The 20,447-nt window shown below is 73.8% G+C and carries 16 protein-coding genes; 10 read left to right on the top strand and 6 right to left on the bottom strand.

Going from position 1 to position 20,447, the window contains the following annotated elements; genetic code table 11:
* The first annotated feature begins 39 nt into the window (after positions 1 to 39).
* The gene (locus KDN32_RS22710) at positions 40 to 1,002 is read left to right on the top strand and encodes a hypothetical protein (RefSeq protein ID WP_249217280.1); all 963 of its coding nucleotides are present in this window, start codon (positions 40 to 42) and stop codon (positions 1,000 to 1,002) included.
* Positions 999 to 1,499: a SigE family RNA polymerase sigma factor gene (locus KDN32_RS22705; RefSeq protein WP_307854250.1), complete on the top strand. Its 501-nt coding sequence runs from the start codon at positions 999 to 1,001 to the stop codon at positions 1,497 to 1,499. Before KDN32_RS22710 ends, KDN32_RS22705 begins: the two co-directional genes overlap by 4 nt.
* A 4-nt stretch (positions 1,500 to 1,503) precedes the next feature.
* Here the strand turns inward: KDN32_RS22705 and KDN32_RS20590 are convergent, their stop codons facing one another.
* On the bottom strand, positions 1,504 to 2,304 hold the full coding sequence (locus KDN32_RS20590) for a hypothetical protein (protein WP_211734364.1): 801 nt from the start codon (positions 2,302 to 2,304) through the stop codon (positions 1,504 to 1,506).
* 181 nt (positions 2,305 to 2,485) lie between these two features.
* On the opposite strand from KDN32_RS20590, the gene KDN32_RS20585 reads away from it, so the two are divergent.
* Complete coding sequence (locus tag KDN32_RS20585) at positions 2,486 to 4,633, top strand: RecQ family ATP-dependent DNA helicase (protein WP_211734362.1); 2,148 nt, start codon at positions 2,486 to 2,488, stop codon at positions 4,631 to 4,633.
* A gap of 31 nt (positions 4,634 to 4,664) precedes the next feature.
* Here KDN32_RS20585 and KDN32_RS20580 read toward each other — a convergent pair whose 3' ends face one another.
* The 4 genes from KDN32_RS20580 to KDN32_RS20565 form a co-directional block, all read right to left on the bottom strand.
* Complete coding sequence (locus KDN32_RS20580) at positions 4,665 to 5,879, bottom strand: RNA polymerase sigma factor (RefSeq protein ID WP_249217279.1); 1,215 nt, start codon at positions 5,877 to 5,879, stop codon at positions 4,665 to 4,667.
* A gap of 22 nt (positions 5,880 to 5,901) precedes the next feature.
* On the bottom strand, positions 5,902 to 6,267 hold the full coding sequence (locus KDN32_RS20575; protein WP_211734358.1) for a YciI family protein: 366 nt from the start codon (positions 6,265 to 6,267) through the stop codon (positions 5,902 to 5,904).
* A gap of 193 nt (positions 6,268 to 6,460) precedes the next feature.
* Complete coding sequence (locus KDN32_RS20570) at positions 6,461 to 8,044, bottom strand: DHA2 family efflux MFS transporter permease subunit (protein ID WP_307854247.1); 1,584 nt, start codon at positions 8,042 to 8,044, stop codon at positions 6,461 to 6,463.
* Between the two features lie 68 nt (positions 8,045 to 8,112).
* Positions 8,113 to 9,288, bottom strand: a complete 1,176-nt coding sequence (locus KDN32_RS20565; RefSeq protein WP_211734356.1) for a dipeptidase — start codon at positions 9,286 to 9,288, stop codon at positions 8,113 to 8,115.
* Between the two features lie 111 nt (positions 9,289 to 9,399).
* Here KDN32_RS20565 and KDN32_RS20560 point away from each other — a divergent pair, with 111 nt between their 5' ends.
* Together KDN32_RS20560 and KDN32_RS20555 are read left to right on the top strand one after the other, a co-directional pair.
* On the top strand, positions 9,400 to 12,150 hold the full coding sequence (locus KDN32_RS20560; RefSeq protein ID WP_211734354.1) for a DEAD/DEAH box helicase: 2,751 nt from the start codon (positions 9,400 to 9,402) through the stop codon (positions 12,148 to 12,150).
* A complete protein-coding gene (locus tag KDN32_RS20555; protein WP_211734352.1) occupies positions 12,147 to 12,872 on the top strand; it encodes an SWIM zinc finger family protein in 726 nt (241 codons plus the stop codon). The genes KDN32_RS20560 and KDN32_RS20555 overlap by 4 nt, the downstream gene beginning before the upstream one ends.
* A gap of 131 nt (positions 12,873 to 13,003) precedes the next feature.
* On the opposite strand, the gene KDN32_RS20550 is transcribed toward KDN32_RS20555, so the two are convergent.
* Positions 13,004 to 13,552, bottom strand: coding sequence for an SACE_7040 family transcriptional regulator (locus KDN32_RS20550; protein WP_307854246.1), 549 nt, complete (start codon positions 13,550 to 13,552; stop codon positions 13,004 to 13,006).
* A gap of 327 nt (positions 13,553 to 13,879) precedes the next feature.
* Here KDN32_RS20550 and KDN32_RS20545 point away from each other — a divergent pair, with 327 nt between their 5' ends.
* The 5 genes from KDN32_RS20545 to KDN32_RS20525 all read left to right on the top strand — a co-directional run bounded on the left by KDN32_RS20545 (position 13,880) and on the right by KDN32_RS20525 (position 20,394).
* Positions 13,880 to 14,575 carry a response regulator transcription factor gene (locus KDN32_RS20545; protein ID WP_249217278.1) on the top strand — a complete coding sequence of 232 codons (696 nt, stop codon included), beginning with the start codon at positions 13,880 to 13,882 and terminating at the stop codon, positions 14,573 to 14,575.
* Entirely contained in the window at positions 14,572 to 15,759 is a 1,188-nt protein-coding gene (locus KDN32_RS20540; RefSeq protein ID WP_211734348.1) for a sensor histidine kinase, read from the top strand. The genes KDN32_RS20545 and KDN32_RS20540 overlap by 4 nt, the downstream gene beginning before the upstream one ends.
* A 19-nt stretch (positions 15,760 to 15,778) precedes the next feature.
* Positions 15,779 to 17,362, top strand: a complete 1,584-nt coding sequence (locus KDN32_RS20535; protein ID WP_443678654.1) for a carboxyl transferase domain-containing protein — start codon at positions 15,779 to 15,781, stop codon at positions 17,360 to 17,362.
* Between the two features lie 106 nt (positions 17,363 to 17,468).
* A complete protein-coding gene (locus KDN32_RS20530; RefSeq protein ID WP_211734346.1) occupies positions 17,469 to 19,403 on the top strand; it encodes an ATP-binding protein in 1,935 nt (644 codons plus the stop codon).
* 76 nt (positions 19,404 to 19,479) lie between these two features.
* Positions 19,480 to 20,394: a hydroxymethylglutaryl-CoA lyase gene (locus KDN32_RS20525; RefSeq protein WP_211734344.1), complete on the top strand. Its 915-nt coding sequence runs from the start codon at positions 19,480 to 19,482 to the stop codon at positions 20,392 to 20,394.
* The last annotated feature ends 53 nt before the right edge of the window (positions 20,395 to 20,447 follow it).

The following is a 20,447-nucleotide window of genomic DNA, read 5'->3' as shown; positions in this document are numbered from 1 at the left end:
CCGTGACAACCTGACGGCCCACCGGCACGTCGAGGGAGCATGAGTCCAGAGACCGACCTCCGAGACCGGCTCGAGCAGGAGCTGGCACACCTGCCGGCCACCCCGCCGGAGCACTACCTGCGGGCGGGCCGGCGGGTGCGCCGGCGTCGGCGCGCCGTCGCGGTCGCAGGTGCCGTCGCGGCGTCGGTGGCCGTGGTCCAGCTCCTCGCCCCCGGCGGCGGCAGTCGCGAGGGCTCGCTGGCCGAGCAGCCCGGGGTCCCGCAGCCCACCGAGGTCCCGCCCGGTCCCGACCCGGACTTCGTGGCGCCCGCGCCCAACAACCCGGTCGAGGCCGTCGACGGGCTCGAGGGCGTCGACTGGTTCACCTCCTCGGAGATCCCCGCGTGGGCCAGCGAGGCGGGGCGCCACGGCCCGGTCGCCACGATGCCCGACGGGCGGCTGTGGGTCGCGCCCGAGGCCACCGTGCGGCGCACCGTGGTCGATCCTTTCGTCCCTGGCGAGCTCGGCATCACGGCGTCGTACGCCGTCGAGGTGGAGTGCTCGTGCCTCCCCGAGGACATGACCGACGGCATCGGATGGGTGCTGACCTCCAGCGACGGCCGCGGCGCTGGGCCCGGCAGCATGTGGGTGCCCGGGTGGTCCGAGAGCCCGGTCGCCGCCACGACCGACGACTTCGAGCTGTGGGTCGACGAGGAGACTGCGCGCGACCAGGGTCGTCCGCCGCTGGCGGAGCGGTTCGCCCACTTCGCCGACGGCACCACCGGCCGCATGGTCGCCGGTGCCCCGGGCGTCACGGTGATCCACCAGGAGCCGGATGCCTACCTCGGCTCGGGTCGGGTGACGCACACCCGCGCCGGCGCCGCCGAGGTCTCCTACGCCGGCCAGACGTTCTGGGTGGTCGGCGTCGACCCCGAGCAAGGACCGCCCTACTACCGCTGGTGGCCCGCCGAGCGAGTCCCCGACTTCGACGCCTTCCTCACCATGCTGCGGGGCAACTGGTGAGCGCGGCGGTCGAGGACTACGTCGAGTTCGTCACCGCCCGGCAGGCGGTCCTGCGGCGGATCGCCTACGCCGTGTGCCGTGACGACGCGCGGGCCGAGGACGTGCTCCAGGAGGCCCTGGTCAAGCTCTACCTCGCCTGGCCGCGGGTGCGCGGCACCGGTCGCGAGGAGGCGTACGCCCGTCGCATCATCGTCAACGCCGACCTCGACCAGCGGCGTCGTCCGTGGCACCGGCTGCGGTCCTCGGTGGAGGTCGAGCTGCTGGACCCCGCGCAGGAGTCGCGCGGGGTCACCGACGACCGGATGGAGCTGGTCGCGGCGATGCGGCTGCTGCCGCACATGCAGCGGCGCACCGTCGCGCTCCGCTACCTGATCGGGCTCTCGGTCGAGGAGACCGCCGCCGAGCTCGGCATCTCGACGGGCACGGTCAAGAGCCACGCCTCGCGCGGCCTGGCCACGCTCAGGACGCGGCTCGGGGAGCAGATCGGCTCGGCCTGACCGATCAGGCCGTCCAGCCGTTGCGGTGCCGCTCCCGGGCCACCACGGCGTCGAGGTCGTCGGGCGCGATCCGGTCGAGGTGGAGCCGGGCATCGCGGTCCAGCCGGCTGCGCCCGTCGACGAGGAGGGTCACCTCCGAGGAGCCGTAGCCGGAGTGCGAGTCGACGACCGCGAGGGCGCGTCCGCGTGGACCGTCCGCCCCGCCCTCGCGCAGCACCCACGCGGTGGGGGTGTCGCGGAGCGTGCCGACGACCGGCCCACGGGCCCGCAGGGCCTCCTCCACCTGCGACATCCGCGCCCCGCGGGACGGCAGCGCGAGCGCGACCTCCCGCACCGGGTCGTCGCCGCGGAGCGTCTCCTCCGGGCGCAGCGGGTCGCGCGTCACCACGAGGTGCCCGGGCGGTCGGGCCGTGAAGGTGCCGTGCTCGACCTCCTGGGCGAGGTCGTGGATCCGGGTCCGCGACTCGGTCCAGTCGCCCGCGGGCTCGGCGTGCACGACCGGCCACGCGAGGCTGCCGCGGCCCCGCCCGGTGCGGCGTACCTCCACCTCCCACGGCACACCGGCTGCGGTGCGAGCCAGCACCGCGATCGGCAGGAGCGCGGTGAGCAGGGCGACCTCGAGCGCGGCCCCGAGCAGCAGGACCAGGCCGGGCAGCACGAGAACGAGGGCCAGCAGGCCGAAGACCACCAGCAGCACCGCGCTGAACGGGTCGTCTCCGAGCCCAGCGACGTCGGGGAGCGAGTCGGGGCCGCCGGTGTCGATGTCGCGGATCCGACGTCGCCACGGCACCCAGCGCCGCGTCACGGAGTACGTCCTGCCCTGCGGGTCCGTCGCCCTCACCGTCTCCCCCGGTCCTGCCGTCCCCCGACGGCACCCGGTCGAGGATGGTGCCTCGGCGCGCGCCCCGCAAGGTGACCCACCGGCTCGTCCACAGGTCGACGGGACCGGGCTGCCGGGCGTCGGTGCCGGTTGGTAGGAAGGACCCATGACCACCGGGACCGACGCAGCCGTCACCGACGAGGTGCGCCTCGCGGCGCGCGAGTCCGCCGAGCGCCACCTGCGGGCGCTCGTGGGCCGCGACGACGCCGTGCTCCGCGAGGACCAGTGGTCGGCGATCGAGGCGCTGGCGGTCGACCGGCGGCGGGCGCTGGTCGTGCAGCGCACCGGCTGGGGCAAGTCGGCGGTCTACTTCGTCGCCACCAAGCTGCTGCGCGAGCGCGGGGCCGGCCCGACGGTCATCGTCAGCCCGCTGCTCGCGCTCATGCGCAACCAGATCGCGGCCGCCGAGCGTGCCGGCATCCGCGCAGTCACCATCAACTCCACCAACATCGACCAGTGGCAGCCGATCCACGACCAGATCAACGGTGGCGAGGTCGACGTGCTGCTCGTGAGCCCCGAGCGGCTCAACAACCCGGGCTTCCGCGACGAGGTGCTGCCCCGCCTGGCCGCGACGTGCGGCCTGCTCGTGGTCGACGAGGCCCACTGCATCTCCGACTGGGGCCACGACTTCCGCCCCGACTACCGCCGACTCCGCACCCTGCTCGCCGAGCTGCCGGCCGGCATCCCGGTCCTGGCCACCACCGCCACCGCCAACGCGCGCGTCACCTCCGACGTCGCCGAGCAGCTGGGGGTCCACGCCGACGGGACGGCAGGCTCGGAGGTCCTCGTCCAGCGCGGCACCCTCGACCGCGAGTCGCTGCGCCTCGGCGTGGTCCAGCTGAAGACCCCGCAGCAGCGGCTGGCGTGGCTCGCCGACCACCTCGCCGAGCAGCCGGGCTCCGGCATCGTCTACTGCCTCACGGTCGCCGCCACCCAGGAGGTCGCCGGCTACCTCCGCGACCGCGGGCTCGAGGTGGCGGCCTACTCCGGGCAGACCGAGGCCGACGAGCGGCACACGCTCGAGCAGGCGCTGGTCGAGGGCCGGGTCAAGGCGTTGGTCGCCACCAGCGCGCTCGGCATGGGCTTCGACGCGAGCCTCGGCTTCGTGATCAACCTCGGCGCCCCGTCGTCGCCGGTGTCCTACTACCAGCAGGTCGGCCGCGCCGGTCGTGGCACGGACGACGCCACCGTGGTCCTGCTGCCGCAGGTCGAGGACCGCGACATCTGGGCCTACTTCGCCTCGCTGGGCTTCCCGCGCGAGGAGCAGGTCCACGAGACGCTGGCGGCGCTCGCCGACTCCGACCGGCCGCTGTCCACCGCCACGATCGAGACCCGGGTCGAGCTCGGCCGCAACCGGCTGGAGTCGATGCTCAAGGTGCTCGACGTCGACGGGGCGGTGCAGCGGGTGCAGGGCGGCTGGGTCGCCACCGGGCGCCCCTGGCACTACGACGCCGAGCGCTACGCCCGGGTCGCGGAGGCCCGCGAGCGCGAGCAGCAGGCGATGCTGGGCTACCTCCGCACCACCGAGTGCCGGATGCGCTACCTCCGTGAGCAGCTCGACGACCCCGACGCCGCCGACTGCGGTCGCTGCGACAACTGCGGCGGCCTGACCCTGTCGACGTCCGTCAGCGACGCCGCCGTCGCCGAGGCGGGCGAGCGGCTCTCGCGTCCCGGCGTGGTGCTCGAGCCCCGCAAGATGTGGCCCACCGCGCTGGCCAACCTCGGCCTCGACCTCAAGGGCAAGATCAGCGACGCCGCCGAGCCGGGCCGGGTGGTCGCCCGGCTGACCGACCTCGGCCACGGCCAGGCCCTGCGTGCGCTCTTCCGCGAGGACACCCCCGACGGCCCGGTGCCACCGCCGCTCGCCCAGGCCGTGATGGACGTGATGAAGGACTGGGCGCCCCACTGGTCGAGGCGTCCAGACGCGATCGTCGTCGTCGAGTCCGCCACCCGCCCGACCCTGGTGCGCGACCTCGCGGAGAACCTCTCGCGCGTCATGCAGGTCCCGCTCGTCGGCACGTGGGCGATCCGCGACGAGACGGTCCCGCCGCGCGCCGGGCAGTCCAACTCCGCCCAGCGGGTCGCCGCGGTGCGCCGCCGCGGGGGTCTCGACGCCGAGGTCCCGCCCGGAGCGACGGTCCTGCTCGTCGACGACCAGGTCGCCACCGGCTGGACCCTCACCGTCGCCGCCGCGGCGATCCGCTCCGCAGGCGCCGCTGCGGTGCTGCCGCTCGCCCTCGCCACCCAGGGCTGACCCGCGGCGCCCCCCGCCGACGAGGCTCGACTCAGGAGCCGTCGTCGAGCGGGCGCCGGTGGAGCCGGGTGGTCAGCAGGCGGCGCTCGGCGTCGTTGGTGGTGAGCTCGAGAGCACGTCGGTTGGCCGCCTCGGCCTCCGCCGCGCGGCCCACGGCGGTGAGCAGCTCGGCGCGGGTCGCGTGGAAGAGGTGGTAGTCCGCCAGCGGGCCGGAGAGCTGCTCGAGGCCGGCGAGGGCCTCGAGCGGCCCGAGGACCTGCGAGCGCGCGACCACCTGGTTGAGCCGGACCACCGGGGAGGGGTCCCAGCGCGCCAGCTCGTCGTAGAGCAGCGAGATCTGGAGCCAGTCGGTCTCCTCCCAGCTCGCGCCGATGGCGTGCACGGCCGCGATGGCGGCCTGCAGCTGGTAGGGCCCCGGCTTGCCGAGCGACGCTGCCCGCTCGATCATCCGCTCGCCTCCCGCGATCGCGGCGTGGTCCCACAGGCGGCGGTCCTGGTCGCGCAGCAGCACGAGGTCGCCGGCGACGAACCTGGCACGGCCGCGGGCGTGCTGGATCGTGAGCAGGGCGGCGAGTCCCCACGCCTCCGCCTCGGTCGGCAGCGAGGTCGCGACGACGCCGGCCAGCCAGACCGCGTCGGCCGAGAGGTCCCGGTCCTGCGTCGGTCCGGTCGAGGACACGAAGCCCTCGTTGAACATCACGTAGACGACCGCGAGGACGTCGCCCAGGCGCTCGGCCAGCTCGGACTCGGCCGGGACGGTGAGGCTGATGCCGGACGAGACGATCTTCCGCTTCGCTCGCACGATGCGCTGGGCGAGCGTCGACTCGTGGGCGAGGAACGCGCGGGCGATCTGCGGGGTGGTGAGGCCGACCACCGCGCGCAGGGTCAGGGCGAGGCGGGCCTCGGGTGCGAGCGCCGGGTGGCAGCAGGCGAACAGCAGCGCCAGCCGTTCGTCGGTGCCGTCCGCGGGCTCGGAGGACGGTGGGTCGGCGCGGCCGGCCAGCGCTCGCTGGCGATCACGGTGTCGCATCCCGTCCATCGCGTTGCGGGTCGCCGCGACCTGGAGCCAGGCCCCCGGGTTGTCGGGCGGACCGTCCCGGCGCCACCTGGTCAGGGCCTCGACCACCGCGCCCTGCACCGCCTCCTCGGCGAGGTCGAAGTCGCCGAACCGCCGCGACAGCCGTGCCACCAGCGGGCCGGCCTCCTGGCGCAGGGTGCGCGCCAGGAGGCCGTCCGTGGTGGTCATCATGTCGTCTTGCGGCGCTGGGTCACTCGAACTGGGAGTAGTCCTCGACCATGGGGCGGATCTCGACGGCGACGCCCGGCAGGTCGAGCATCGGCCAGGTCTTCACGATGGCGATGGCGGCGTCCATGTCCGCCACGTCGATCACGCTGAAGCCGCCGATCACCTCCTTGGCCTCGTTGAAGGGGCCGTCGACCACGACCGCACCAGCGGGGTCGTGCTTCACGGTGGTGGCGGTCTCGACGCCGAGCAGCTCGGCGCCGGAGTCGGCCATCACGCCCGCATTCTCGCCGAACCACTCGTAGACCCGCTTGTAGATCGCCTGGGCAGCCTCGCTGTCGGTGTTCGCGGCCAGGTCGGGGCGGGAGGTGTACATCAGGACGTACTTCATGCTCGTGCCTCTCTCTCGTGACCCCGTGGTCCGGGGTTCGTCACCACCTTGTCGCCGCCCGCCGCCCGGGATCGACAGCCCGCGGAGATCTTTCTCGTCCGATCTTCCTCGCGAGGGCGAGAAATGGCACGCGGCCCGCCCTCCCGGAGGAGGACGGGCCGCGAGCACGTACGCCGTGGGTGCGCGCCGAGGGTCAGTGACCCATCACCGCGGTCGGGTCGACCGGAGCCACCTTCTTGCGCGGCAGGAACGCCGCCGGGACCAGGCAGCAGGCCACCAGCACGGTCGCCACGATGAAGACGGTGGCGAAGGAGTCGGCCATGTCGAGCGTGGCCCGGGCGAAGAGCTGCTGCAGGGACGCGGGGTCGATGCCGAGCTGCTGGGCGGCCTGGCCCAGCACGTTCGGGTCGGTGCTGCCGTCGGCCGCGGCGGTGACCGCGCCGGCCTGGGCGATCGCGTCGCTGCCCTTCATCTGGTTGGTGAGGATCACCGAGAACAGCGCGGTGCCGATCGAGGCCGCCACCTGCTGGGTGATGTTGAGCAGCGTCGAGCCGCGCGCGACGTTGTGGGCCGTGAGCGTCGCGAGCGCCGCGGTCATGATCGGCATCATCGTGCCGCCCATCCCGAGGCCCATGATGAAGAGCGCGCCGAGGATGTAGACGTAGGACGTGTCGGCCCCGATCTGGGTGAACATGCCCATGCCGACGGTGATCACCGTGATGCCGACCAGCACGACCTTCCCGGGGCCGATCTTGTCGGCGAGGATGCCGGCGACCGGCATGGTCAGCATCGCGCCGACGCCCTGCGGGGCGAGCAGCCAGCCGGTGAAGAGGGTGCCCTCGCCGCGGACCTGGATGAAGTAGAGCGGGAAGAGCAGCGAGGCGCCGAAGAAGGCGATCGCGAAGAGGGTCATCGCGATGACGGCGACGGTGAGGTTCTTGTTGGCGAACAGCCGCAGCTCGACCAGCGGGTGGATGTTGCGGCGGTTGAGCGCCCACGGGACGAACGCGACGATGAGCACGAGGCCGAGGACCATCGGCACCATCACCCGGGCGGCCATGGCGGTGCCCTCCTCGGGGATCGAGGAGACGCCGTAGAGGAAGGCGGCGAGGCCGGGGGAGAGCAGCAGCATCCCGAGCCAGTCGAAGGTCTCCGACGGCTCGACCTCGTCCTTCGGGAGCACCACCCAGGCGTAGGCGAGCGCGGCGATGCCGATCGGCAGGTTGATCAGGAAGATCCAGTGCCACGAGGCGCTCTCGATCAGCGCCCCGCCGAGGATCGGGCCGAAGATCGGTCCGAGCAGCATCGGGATGCCCAGGACGGCCATCACGCGGCCCACGCGCTCGGGGCCGGCGGCACGGGTCAGGATCGTCATGCCGAGCGGCATCAGCATGCCGCCGCCGAGGCCCTGCAGCACCCGGAAGAGGACCAGCATCTCCAGCGAGGTGGCGGCGGCGCAGAGCACGGAGCCGGCGGTGAACAGCGCGACGGCCAGCAGGTAGAGGCGCTTGGTGCCGAACCGGTCGGCGGCCCAGCCGGTGAGCGGGATGACGCTCGCGAGGGCCAGCGTGTAGCCGGTCATCGTCCACGCGACCTCGGCCGCCGTGGCGCTGAACTCCTGCTGGAAGGTGTTGAGTGCGACGGAGACGACGGTGATGTCGAGGATCGACATGATGGCGCCGAGGACGACGACGCCCGCCACCATCAGGACGCCCTTGTCGAGCTTGTCGGAGCTGTCCGGCTGGATCTCGCCGGGGGAGGTCTGGGTGCTGGTCACCGGTCAAGGGTATTGGTTGACGACGACAACCACCCAGCGATTATCGGGTGGGCTGCGTCACCCCTGGCTCATGCCGGCGCGCCGTCGAGGTCCTCGATCCGCGCGATGCTCGGGGCGCGGGTCGACTGCAGCTCGCGGGCGACGTCCTCGACCTCGCGCATCACCCGCAGCGTGTTGCGGCAGGTCAGCCGCGCGAGGTCCTCGGCCGACCAGCCGCGCCCGGCGAGGGCGGAGAGCAGGGCGGGGTACGTCGACACGTCCTCGAGGCCGGTCGGCAGCACCTGCACGCCGTCGTAGTCGCCGCCGAGGCCGACGTGGTCGATGCCGGCGACCTCGCGCACGTGCTCGCAGTGGGCCACGACGTCGTCGAGGGTGGCGGTCGGCGGCGGGTGCTCGGCCTCCCAGCGGTCGGAGAACGGCCCGAAGCGGGCACCGTCGGCCTCCGGGATCCCCTCCGCCTCCCCGGCCGCGACCATCTCGCGGTGCGCGTCGGCGCACGCCTGGTTCACGAACTTCGGCACGAACGTCACCATGCACACGCCGCCGCCGCGCGCGGTCGCCTCCAGCACGTCGTCCGGCGCGTTGCGCGGGCTGTCCGTCACGGCGCGGGCCGAGCTGTGGCTGAAGATGACGGGCGCCTCGCTCACCGCCAGCGCGTCGCGCATGGTGTCGGCCGAGACGTGCGACAGGTCGACCATCATGCCGACCCGGTTCATCTCGCGGACCACCTCGCGCCCGAACGCGGTGAGCCCGCCGGCGACCGGACGGTCGGTGGCGGAGTCCGCCCACGGGGTGTTGGCGTTGTGGGTGAGGGTCAGGTAGCGCACGCCGAGCCGGTGCAGCTGGCGCAGCGTCGCCAGCGAGCCGTTGATCGAGTGGCCGCCCTCGGCGCCGGCGAGCGACGCGATCCGGTCGGAGGCCCACGCCTGCTCGACCTCGTCGGCGGTGGTCGCCCACGCGAGGTGGTCGGCGTACCTCCGGGTCAGCTCGCGGGCGGCGTCGACCTGCTCGAGGGTCGCGGTGACCGCGGCGTCCCCGGCGAGGCGGGTCGGGACGTAGACCGACCAGAACTGCGCCCCCATCCCGCCGGCGCGCATGCGGGGCAGGTCGGTGTGGGTGGGCGTCCCGCCGGCGCCGACGTCGAGCCGGTCGAAGTCGTAGGCCACCTGGGCGCGGGCCTCCCACATCAGGTCGTTGTGCCCGTCGATCACGGGGTGGGCGGCCAGCAGCGCGGAGACGTCCATGCGAGCGACGGTAACGGAGGGGGCGCGGGGCGGGACCTGGTGGGAACGACCTGTCGGTCCCACGCGTTAGCGTCCTCGTGCCCGCAGCCAGCGGTCACGGAAAGGCACCGCATGAGCTTCGTCCCGGTCACCGGACCCGCCAGGCTGCTGGTGGGGGAGCCGCCCCGGGACGGCTCGATCGAGTTCACCGACGAGCGGCGCACCATCGTGATGCCGGTGCGCGGCGCGCTGCCGGTGCTCGGCAAGGTCCGCGACCAGGACGACCTGCACCCCTCGGTCGCGCTGCTCGCGGGCGCGGCGCTGATGGGCCTCCAGCTCGTCGCCGCCGGCCGGTTCGCGCCCGAGCCGGGCGGGAGACACTGGCAGGTCGCCGGCCTCGACGCCGACGACGAGCGGCGGATCGCCGAGCTGGTGCGGGCGCGCGGGCACGACGGGTTCGACGCGGCCACCGCCGAGGGCACCGTCCGCGCGCTGCTCGACGCCATCGCCGACACGGTGCCCCGCACCTCGCCGGGCGCCTCGCGGCACCGGGCCCGCGCGGTCGCGCCGGCCCCGACGGTCCTGCGCCCCGACGACTTCAGCGACCAGCTCCAGCAGCGGATCGCCCGGATCCGCTCGCGCGGGCGCGACGACCGCCCGCACCTGGTCTCGGTGTCGTTCCGGGTCGAGGCCGACGAGGAGGAGCTGGTCGCCGGGGCCGTACGCCTCGTGACGCAGGTGCACGCGGTCGACAACGCCGCCCACGTCGCCGACGCGGTCGAGCTCTGGGAGGACGCCGGGCCCGAGGCCGCGCACGGGTTCGGGGAGCGGGCCCGCACCCACGCCGCGATCGCGCTGCGGTCGGCCGCCGACGCCTGGCCGGTGCTCGAGCGGCTGCTCGACCTGCGCGTGCCCGACGAGATCACCCTCGACTCCGACGAGATCCTGTCGCTGCTCGACGGCGGGGCGAGTGCGCTCACCGAAGCCGGTCACCAGGTGATGTGGCCCAAGTACCTCGACCGCGAGGTCACCCAGCGCGTCGAGCTCGGCCGGCGGCAGGCCGCCGCCCCCCGCGAGGAGGCGCTCCACGACGGGCTCTTCGGCCCCGACGCGCTCTTCGGCTTCGAGTGGCAGCTCGCGCTGCACGGCGAGGAGCTGACCGACGAGGAGATGGACGAGCTGGCCCGCACGACCAGCCCGATCATCAAGCTGCGCGACAACTGGGTCGCGGTCGACTCGGGCGTGATCAAGCGGGCGCGCAAGCGGCTGATCCGCACCGTCACCCCGGTGCAGGCGATCGCCGCGACCCTCACCGGCGTCGTCGACATCGAGGACGTCCCCTACGAGGCGGTCGTCGGCGCCAGCCTGCTGAAGGTCCGCGAGCGGCTGGCCGGCGCCACCTCCGGCGAGCTGGTCGAGGTGCCAGCCGCGTTGCGGGCCGACCTGCGCGACTACCAGCGCCGCGGCCTGTCCTGGCTCGCCGAGCTCACCTCGCTCGGGCTCGGCGCGTGCCTCGCCGACGACATGGGGCTGGGCAAGACCGTCACGGTCATCGCGCTCCACCTCCACCGCGTGGAGCGTGGTCTCGAGGCTCGCTCCGCTCGCACCTCGACCGACGAGGGGAAGGAGCGCGGGGCGGGCGGCCCCACGCTCGTCGTCTGCCCGGCGTCGCTGCTCGGCAACTGGGAGGCCGAGATCCGCCGCTTCGCGCCCGGCGTCGCCGTACGCCGCCACCACGGCAGCGCCCGCGACCTCGACGACGTCGCGTCCGGCTTCGTGCTGACCACCTACGGCACCATGCGCAACGACGCGGCCCTGCTCGCGGAGGTGCCGTGGGACCTCGTCGTCGCCGACGAGGCCCAGCACGTGAAGAACGCCCGCTCGGCCGCGGCCCGCGCGCTGCGGACGATCCCGAGCGCGGCCCGCGTCGCGCTGACCGGCACGCCGGTCGAGAACGACCTCACCGAGCTCTGGGCGATCCTCGACTGGGCGATCCCGGGCCTCCTCGGCAGCCGCAACGCCTTCCGCAAGGTCTGGGCCGGGCCGATCGAGTCGGGCCTCGAGCCGACCAAGGCACGGCAGTTCGCCGACCTGATCGGGCCGTTCCTGCTGCGCCGGCGCAAGTCCGACCCGGGCATCGCGCCCGAGCTGCCGCGCAAGACCGAGACCGACCACGTGCTCGGCCTGACCCGGGAGCAGGTCGTGCTCTACGAGACGCTCGTGCGCGAGTCGATGCGTCGCATCGAGGAGGCCGACGAGGAGACCCGCCGCGGGCTCGTGCTCGCGCTGCTGACCGGCCTCAAGCAGATCTGCAACCACCCCGCCCACTTCCTGCGCCAGTCCAACCCGCGGCTGCGCGGCCGCTCGGAGAAGCTCGACCTGCTCGACGAGCTGGTCGGGACCGTCGTGGCCGAGGACGGCGCGGTCCTGCTCTTCACCCAGTACGTCGCGATGGCCCGGCTCGTCGAGCGCCACCTCGCCACCACCGGCGTCCGCCACCAGCTCCTGCACGGCGGGACGCCGGTGCGCGAGCGCGAGGCGATGGTCGCGCGGTTCCAGGCCGGCGAGGTGCCGGTCTTCCTGCTGTCGCTCAAGGCCGGCGGCACCGGCCTCAACCTCACCCGCGCCGACCACGTGATCCACTTCGACCGCTGGTGGAACCCCGCGGTCGAGGACCAGGCCACCGACCGCGCCTACCGGATCGGCCAGACCCGCCCGGTGCAGGTCCACCGGTTCGTCACCGAGGGCACGATCGAGGAACGGATCGCCGAGCTGCTCGCCCGCAAGCGTTCGCTGGCCGACTCCGTCCTCGCGCGCGGCGAGACCGCGCTCACCGAGCTCTCCGACGCCGAGCTCCGCGACCTCGTCGAGCTGCGTCGATGACGACCCCCGACAGCGGGGCCACCATCCACCCGCGGCTGCCGCCCCGGCGCGGCGGAGGCGGCGGCACGTGGTGGAGCAAGGCGGTGCTGCGCGCGGTCGAGGAGGCGGCGTTCGGCGAGAAGGAGCTGCGCGCGGGCCGGGCCTTGGCGCGGGCGGGAGCGGTCGGCGCGATCACCGTCGCCGACGGCTCCGCGGTCGCCGCGGTCCACGACGGCGACGACGCCTTCACCGTCGAGGTCACGGTGCCGGTGCTCGACGGCGGCGACGCGGCGGCGTTCACCGAGCTGGTCGCGGCGGAGTCCGGCCGCATCGCGGCACTGCTCGCCGGCCAGCTGCCGCATGCCCTCGTCGAGGCAGTGGAGGAGGCCGGCGTCGAGCTGCTGCCCTACGGCGGCGAGCTGGGGTCGGCCTGCTCGTGCGACTCGTGGCTCGACCCCTGCCCGCACGCGCTCGCCGTGCTGACCCAGCTCGCCTGGCTGATCCAGGCCGACCCGTTCGTGCTCACCCACCTGCGCGGCCTGCCGCGCGACCGGGTGCTCCGCGACCTGCACCGGATCACCCGTCCGCGTACGGCCGGCTCCGCCGACGACTCCGCGGAGGACGACGCGGAGGACGACGCGGCCGAGGCGACGGAGGAGGTCGACGACCTCGCCGTCGCCGCGGAGGCTGCTGCCCGCGCGGCCCGGCTGCTGGAGCTGGGCCCGGCCGCCGACGCCTGGTGACGCCACCCTCCGCCACCAGAGGTGTCTGAGGACGTCCTGCACCCGGGACGGGGTCATCCTCCTGCACCACGTCCTCAGATGACCCCGACCGGTTCACCCCTGGCCGCGCGACCGGGACCGTCGCTCGGGCGTCAGAGGCCGAGGGCCCCGTGCGCCATCTCGCGCAGCACCTCGTGCAGCTGCGGGTCGGGCAGCCGGCCGGAGTGCGGGGTGGAGTTGAGCAGCCCGAACAGCACGTGGGCGCGGGTGCGGGCGGCCTCCGGCGTGATCGCCGGGTCGAGCAGCCGCACCTGCGTCGCCCACACGTCGACGTACGCCCGTTGCAGCGACCGCACCCGCTCGCGCGCCTCGTCGGGCAGGCTGCTCCAGTCGCGGTCCTGCACGACGATCAGCGCGCGGTGGTCGATGGCGAACTCGATGTGCCACTCCACCAGCGCCTCGAGCGCGGCGCGCGGTCCGTCGGCGCTCTCGGCGCGACGTCGGCCCTGAGCGAGGAGCGTCTCGCTGATCGACACCAGCATCTCGGCCAGCATCGCGTCCTTGGACTCGAAGTGCTTGTAGAGCGCCGGGCCGGAGATCCCGCACGCCGAGCCGAGCTCGGCGACCGACACGCCGTGGAAGCCGCGGGCGGCGAACAGCTCGGCGGCGATGCCGAGGATCTGCTGGCGGCGCGGGGTCACGAGGTCGAGGTTAGTGGTGATTAACCCGGACGTCGGCAACGACCGTCGGGTGGACGGGACGCGACGCACGGGCGCCTCCCACACGGCGAGCGGTATCACGACGTCCTCCCTGCACGGGTCGGCACGAGTGGCCGCTCCCCCCCAGCGGCCACCGCGACCCCCACGGTCCGTGCCGACGCGGAGCATCCTGCCGTCGTCGCCGCACGCGTGTCAGTGGTGCCAGCACCACCCCCGCAGGCCCGATGGTCGCCCGTCCGGACGCCTCGCCGCCCCACGGTGGTGCCCGCCCCACCGACAGCGAGGCGCGCGCGTGGCTAGATTGCCGCCATGGCTCCCATCCGCGTGGTCCTCGCCGAGGACGGGGACCTGCTGCGCGCCGGGGTGCTCGCCCTCCTGTCCGGGTTCGACGACATCGAGGTCGTCGCGACCGCCACCAACCTCCCCGAGGTGCTGGCCGCGGTCGACCGCCACCGTCCGGACGTGCTGCTCACCGACATCCGGATGCCGCCGGACTTCACCGACGAGGGGATCCGCGCCGCGACCCACCTCCGCCGCGCCCACCCGGAGGTCGGCGTGGTGGCGCTGACCCAGTACTCCGACGTCGAGTACGCCCTCGACCTGGTGCGCGAGGGCAGCGACCGTCGCGGCTACCTGCTCAAGGAGCGGGTGGCCGACGTCGACGAGCTGGTCGCGGCGCTGCACACCGTGGCCTCCGGCGGCTCGGTGATCGACCAGATCGTGGTCGACGCGCTCGTGGCCACCGGCACCCGCCGCCACGACTCGCTGCTCGACCGGCTCACGCCCCGCGAGCTGGAGGTGCTCGCGATGGTCGCGCGCGGGATGACCAACGCGGCGATCGCGGCCGACCTGGTGGTCACGGACCGGGCCGTGGAGAAGCACATCAACTCGATCTTGACCAAGCTGGACCTGCCCGCCGACGCCCCCGTGCACCGCCGGGTGGCCGCCACGCTGGTGTTCCTCAGCGAGGCCGGCGTCGGCGGCGCGGTGGCCCCGCGCGGATGAGCCGGCTGCTCGGCGGCTGGGACGGCCTCGACCCCGCGCTGCGCTGGCTGCTGCGGATCAACCTGGTCGCGCTGACCACGGCGACCCTGCTGCTCGCCGCGGCGTACTTCCTGGGCTTCAAGCACACGGCGGTGGAGATCGACCTGGGCGTGATGGTCGCGTCGATCGTCATCATGCTCGTCACGCCGCCGCTGTGCCGGCGCTACGGCGCGCCCGCGGCGATCATCGGGCTGACGGTGTCGTCGCTGCTCTTCGCCGTCGGCGGCACGTGGGCGACCCCCAACCTGAGCCCGCTGACCGCGCTGCTGACGATGGTGCCGCTGCTCGTCGGCTTCCCCTACCTCCCGCAGCGGTGGATCCGCGCGCTGATGGTCGTGGCGGTGATCGGCAGCGCCGGGGTGGCGGCACTCGGGGAGTGGCGGCGCACGGACAACCTCAACGACACCTGGTGGGTCAACGCCGTGGTGATCGCGGCGTCCCTGCCGGCGGGCGTGGTGATCGTGGTCTACCTGGTGCGCGACGCCTACGTCCGGCTGCGCGACCAGGCCGACGAGCTCGCCGACTCCCGTACGCGCGTGGTGGCGGTCGCCGACGCCGCCCGCCGCAGCCTCGAGCGCGACCTGCACGACGGCGCCCAGCAGCGGCTGCTCGCGATGAGCGTCACCGTCGAGCGGGCCCGCAAGGAGCTCCTCGCCGGCCGCGGCGACGGCGCGGCCCGGCTGCTCGACCAGCTCGCCGCCGACAACCGCGAGGTGCTGGTCGAGCTCCGCGAGCTCGCGCGCGGCATCTATCCCCCGCTGCTCGCCGAGCGCGGCCTCGTCGCGGCGCTCCAGGCGACCGCCCGTCGCTCCCCGGTGCCGGTGACCCTCGACGTCGCGGACGTCGAGCGGCATCCCCAGCAGGTCGAGGCGGCAGCCTACTTCTGCATCCTCGAGGCGATGACCAACGCGGCCAAGCACGCGCGCGCCTCCGAGCTGCTGGTGGTGCTGCGCGGCCGGCCGCACCTCGCCTTCCGCGTCACCGACGACGGCGGCGGCTTCGACCCCGCCCGCGTCACCCGCGGCGGGCTGGAGGGGATGGTCGCGCGGATCGAGGCCGCAGGCGGCACGCTGCGCCTCGACGCGGCGCCGGGGCGCGGGACCACCGTGGTGGGCGAGTTCCCCGCACTGGACGCTGCGGGTTAACGATCGCTAACCTGACCCGGTGCCCGAGCCCCTGACCCCACCGTCCATGCGCGAGCTCGTCGACGACCTGCGCTCCCGGCTGGCCCGGGTGCGCGAGGGCGGCTCGGAGTCCGCGCGGAAGAAGCACACCGACCGCGGCAAGCTGCTGGTGCGCGACCGGGTCGACCGGTTGCTCGACCCCGGCAGCCCGTTCCTCGAGCTCGCCCCGCTGGCGGCGTACGGGATGTACGGGAGCGGCGACGACCACGCGGTCCCGTCGGCCGGGGTCGTGGCGGGCATCGGGCTGGTCTCGGGACGCGAGTGCGTGGTCGTCGCCAACGACGCCACGGTCAAGGGCGGCACCTACTACCCGATGACGGTGAAGAAGCACCTGCGCGCGCAGGCCGTCGCCGCGGAGAACGGCCTGCCCTGCATCTACCTCGTCGATTCCGGCGGCGCGTTCCTGCCGATGCAGGACGAGGTGTTCCCCGACCGCGAGCACTTCGGCCGGATCTTCTTCAACCAGGCGAACATGTCGGCCCGCGGCATCCCGCAGATCGCCAGCGTGATGGGGTCCTGCACCGCCGGCGGGGCCTACGTCCCGGCGATGTCGGACGAGACGGTCATCGTGCGCGACCAGGGCACGATCTTCCTCGGCGGCCCGCCGCTGGTGAAGGCCGCGACCGGCGAGGTCGTCACGGCCGAGGACCTCGGCGGCGGCGACGTCCACGCCCGCACCTCCGGCGTGGTCGACCACCTCGCCGAGGACGACGCCCACGCGCTGGAGATCGTCCGCTCGATCGTCGACACGCTGCCGCCCGCGACCCCGGCCCGCACCCCGGCTGTCGACGTCGAGGAGCCGCACGAGTCGCCTGAGTCGATCTACGACGTCGTCCCGACCGACACCCGCACGCCCTACGACGTGCGCGAGGTGATCCGCCGGGTCGTCGACGGCAGCCGGTTCCACGAGTTCAAGAAGCTCTACGGCGACACCCTCGTGTGCGGTTTCGCCCGGATCCACGGCTACGAGGTCGGGATCGTCGCCAACAACGGCATCCTGTTCAGCGAGTCGGCGCTCAAGGGCGCCCACTTCATCGAGCTGTGCAACCAGCGCGGCATCCCGCTGGTCTTCCTCCAGAACATCACCGGCTTCATGGTGGGTCGCGAGTACGAGAACAAGGGCATCGCCCGCGACGGCGCCAAGCTGGTCACCGCGGTCGCCTGCTCGGTCGTCCCGAAGTTCACCGTCGTCATCGGCGGCTCGTTCGGCGCCGGGAACTACGGCATGTGCGGTCGCGCCTACGACCCGCGCTTCCTCTGGATGTGGCCCAACGCCCGGATCTCGGTGATGGGCGGCGAGCAGGCCGCCGGCGTGCTCTCGACCGTCCGTCGCGACGGGCTCGAGGCCCGCGGCGAGGAGTGGTCGGCCGAGGACGAGGAGGCTTATCGAAGCCCGATCCGGGAGCAGTACGAACGCCAGGGCTCGCCCTACTACGCCTCCGCCCGCCTGTGGGACGACGGGATCATCGACCCCGCCGACACCCGCCGCGTGCTCGGCATGGCGCTCGGCGCGACGTCCTACACCCCGATCCCCGAGCCCCAGTACGGCATCTTCCGCATGTGATGGACCTCGGTCTCGTGACAGGACTCCGTCCTTCCTCGACCAGCGGCACCGCTGGTCGAGGAGGTCGCGCAGCGACCGTCACGAGACCTCGGTCGAAGGAGACCTCATGAACACCGTCCTCATCGCCAACCGCGGCGAGATCGCGCTCCGCGTGATGCGCACCGCCCGCCGCCTCGGCTGGCGCACCGTCGCGATCCACACCGACCTCGACGCGCAGGCCCCGCACGCCCGGGCCGCCGACGTGGCGGTGCGGGTCGGGTCCTACCTCGACGTCGACGAGGTGGTGGCCGCGGCGCGCGAGTCCGGCGCCGGCTTCGTGCACCCGGGCTACGGCTTCCTGTCCGAGCGGGCACCCTTCGCCCGCGCGCTCGCCGAGGCCGGCATCACGCTGGTCGGCCCGTCGGCCGACGTGATGGACGCGATGGGCCGCAAGGACGCCGCCCGCGAGGTCGCGCTGGCCGCCGGGGTGCCGGTCGTGCCGTCGTACGCCCTCGACGACGACCCCGCCTCGCTCGCCTACCCGGTGCTGGTCAAGGCGGCCGCCGGCGGCGGCGGCAAGGGGATGCGGGTGGTGCGCAGCGCCGCCGAGCTCCCCGAGGCCCGCGCGGCCGCCGCCCGCGAGGCGGCCAGCTCGTTCGGCGACGACACCCTCCTCATCGAGAAGTACGTCGAGTCCGGCCGGCACATCGAGGTGCAGGTGCTCGGCGACAGCCACGGCACGGTGCTGCACTTCTTCGAGCGCGACTGCTCGACCCAGCGCCGCCACCAGAAGGTGCTGGAGGAGGCGCCCGCGCCGACGATCGACGAGGCCCAGCGCGCCGCGATCACGTCCGCGGCGGTCGCCCTCGCCGAGCAGTGCGGCTACGTCGGCGCCGGCACCGTCGAGTTCCTCCTCGACAACGCGACCGGGGAGTTCTACTTCCTGGAGATGAACACCCGACTGCAGGTCGAGCACCCGGTGACCGAGGAGGTCACCCGGGTGCGCGGCGAGCGGGTCGACCTCGTCGAGCTCCAGCTGCTGGTCGCGACCGGCGAGCCGCTCGGCATCGCGCAGGGCGAGATCAGCCTCGAGGGCCACGCGATCGAGGCCCGGGTCTACGCCGAGGACTCCTTCCACGGCTTCCTGCCCCAGGCCGGCCGCACCTCGATCGTGCGATGGCCCCACTCGCTGGTCGAGGAAGGCGCGCAGCGCCTGTCTCGAGACCCGTTCGTACGCGTCGACCACGCCCTCGAGCCGGAGCAGGAGGTCTCCACCTCCTACGACCCGATGCTCGGCAAGGTCATCGCGTGGGGCGCCGAGCGCGAGGCCGCCCGGCGCACGCTGGTCGGTGCGCTCGAGGAGACGGTCGTCCTCGGCATCACCACCAACACCGGCTTCCTGCGCGTCCTCGCCGACTCCGACGAGTTCCGCGACTGCTCGATCGACACCGCCTGGCTCGATCACCACGAGGTGCCCGAGCCCGACGCCGACCTGGCGCGGGTGTTCGGCGCGTGGACCGAGGTGCTCCTCGACACCGTCGGCCGGGGCGCCGGGCCGTGGCGCGCGGACGGGTGGCGGATGGGGGCCGACCCCGCGCCCGACACCGTCGTCCTCGGCGACACCCTGGTCGTGGTCGACCGCCACCGCGGACGCGTCGACGACCACGCCGTCGAGATGGTGTCGGCCGAGAACCACACCGTCCACCTGCTCGTCGACGGCCGGCCCGAGCACGCCGTGCTCAACATCCAGCGCGACGTCGTCGACGTGGTCCACCGCGGCCAGCGCTGGGTCTGGGAGCGCCCCGACCCGTTCGGCGACCACGCCGTGGCGGCCGGCGACGGCACGCTGCTCGCGCCGATGCCCGGCACGGTCCTGGCGGTCAACGTCGCCGAGGGCCAGGTCGTCGAGGAGGGTGAGACGCTGGGGGTGATGGAGGCGATGAAGATGGAGCTCGCGCTCAAGGCGCCCTTCGCCGGCACGGTCACCACGATCGGCGCGGCCGCGGGCGACCTGGTGAAGCTCGGCGCCGCCCTCTTCGTCGTGGACGGGTTCGGTGGTTGAGGTGCGTCCTTCGAGGCTCGTCGCCGGGGCTCCTCGCACCTCAGGAACCGAGAGGGGGGTGGCGAAACCACTCCCCATGACCGTCCGCGCCGACGGCCTGCCCGACCGCGTCACGATCTACGAGGTCGGTCCCCGCGACGGCCTGCAGAACGAGCAGGCGATCGTCCCCGTCGCGGTCAAGGCGGAGTTCGTCCGACGCCTGGTGGTGGCCGGCCTCCCGATCGTCGAGGCGACGTCGTTCGTCCACCCGCGGTGGGTCCCCCAGCTCGCCGACGCGGCGGAGCTGATGACCGAGCTCGGTGACGCCGGGCGGCACCTGCCGGTCCTCGTCCCCAACGAGCGCGGCCTCGACCGGGCGCTCGAGCTCGGGCTGGAGCACGTCGCGATCTTCGGCAGCGCCACCGAGACCTTCGCGTCGAAGAACCTCAACCGCACCTTCGACGAGCAGTTCGCGATGTTCGAGCCCACCGTCGCCCGCGCCCGGGAGGCCGGCATGGACGTCCGCGCCTACGTCTCGATGTGCTTCGGCGACCCGTGGGAGGGCGCCGTCGCGATCGATCAGGTCGTCGCCGCCGGCACCCGCCTGCTCGACCTCGGCGCCTCGCAGCTCAGCCTCGGCGACACCATCGGCGTCGCCACCGCCGGGCACGTGACGGCGCTGGTGGCCGCGTTCGCGGACGCCGGGGTCGGCACCGACCGGCTGGCGATGCACTTCCACGACACCTACGGCCAGGCCCTCGCCAACACCTTCTCGGCGCTGCAGGCGGGGATCACCACCTTCGACGCGAGCGCCGGCGGCCTCGGCGGGTGCCCCTACGCGAAGTCGGCGACCGGCAACCTCGCCACCGAGGACCTGGTCTGGATGCTCACCGGTCTCGGCATCGAGCACGGCGTCGACCTCGACGCGGTCGTCGCGACCAGCACGTGGATGGCCGGCGAGCTCGGCCGCCCGAGCCCGAGCGCCGTCGTCCGCGCCCTCGGCTCCGCCTGAGCGGCGAGTCGATGTCCGGCCGCCTCCCGCCCGCGCGCGTCGCTCGGGCAGAA

The sequence above is a fragment of the Nocardioides palaemonis genome (assembly GCF_018275325.1).
Classification (GTDB): domain Bacteria; phylum Actinomycetota; class Actinomycetes; order Propionibacteriales; family Nocardioidaceae; genus Nocardioides; species Nocardioides palaemonis.
Note: the sequence above shows the minus strand (reverse complement) of the source record. Positions and strands in the feature narration are given on the sequence as shown.

Excerpts from the sequence above, each read along its gene's own strand:
- KDN32_RS22710 (WP_249217280.1), top strand. The coding sequence starts at position 40 with ATGAGTCCAGAGACCGACCTCCGAGACCGGCTCGAGCAGGAGCTGGCA.
- KDN32_RS20585 (WP_211734362.1), top strand. The coding sequence starts at position 2,486 with ATGACCACCGGGACCGACGCAGCCGTCACCGACGAGGTGCGCCTCGCG.
- KDN32_RS20580 (WP_249217279.1), bottom strand. The coding sequence starts at position 5,879 with ATGACCACCACGGACGGCCTCCTGGCGCGCACCCTGCGCCAGGAGGCC.
- KDN32_RS20575 (WP_211734358.1), bottom strand. The coding sequence starts at position 6,267 with ATGAAGTACGTCCTGATGTACACCTCCCGCCCCGACCTGGCCGCGAAC.
- KDN32_RS20565 (WP_211734356.1), bottom strand. The coding sequence starts at position 9,288 with ATGGACGTCTCCGCGCTGCTGGCCGCCCACCCCGTGATCGACGGGCAC.
- KDN32_RS20560 (WP_211734354.1), top strand. The coding sequence starts at position 9,400 with ATGAGCTTCGTCCCGGTCACCGGACCCGCCAGGCTGCTGGTGGGGGAG.
- KDN32_RS20555 (WP_211734352.1), top strand. The coding sequence starts at position 12,147 with ATGACGACCCCCGACAGCGGGGCCACCATCCACCCGCGGCTGCCGCCC.
- KDN32_RS20545 (WP_249217278.1), top strand. The coding sequence starts at position 13,880 with ATGGCTCCCATCCGCGTGGTCCTCGCCGAGGACGGGGACCTGCTGCGC.
- KDN32_RS20540 (WP_211734348.1), top strand. The coding sequence starts at position 14,572 with ATGAGCCGGCTGCTCGGCGGCTGGGACGGCCTCGACCCCGCGCTGCGC.
- KDN32_RS20530 (WP_211734346.1), top strand. The coding sequence starts at position 17,469 with ATGAACACCGTCCTCATCGCCAACCGCGGCGAGATCGCGCTCCGCGTG.
- KDN32_RS20525 (WP_211734344.1), top strand. The coding sequence starts at position 19,480 with ATGACCGTCCGCGCCGACGGCCTGCCCGACCGCGTCACGATCTACGAG.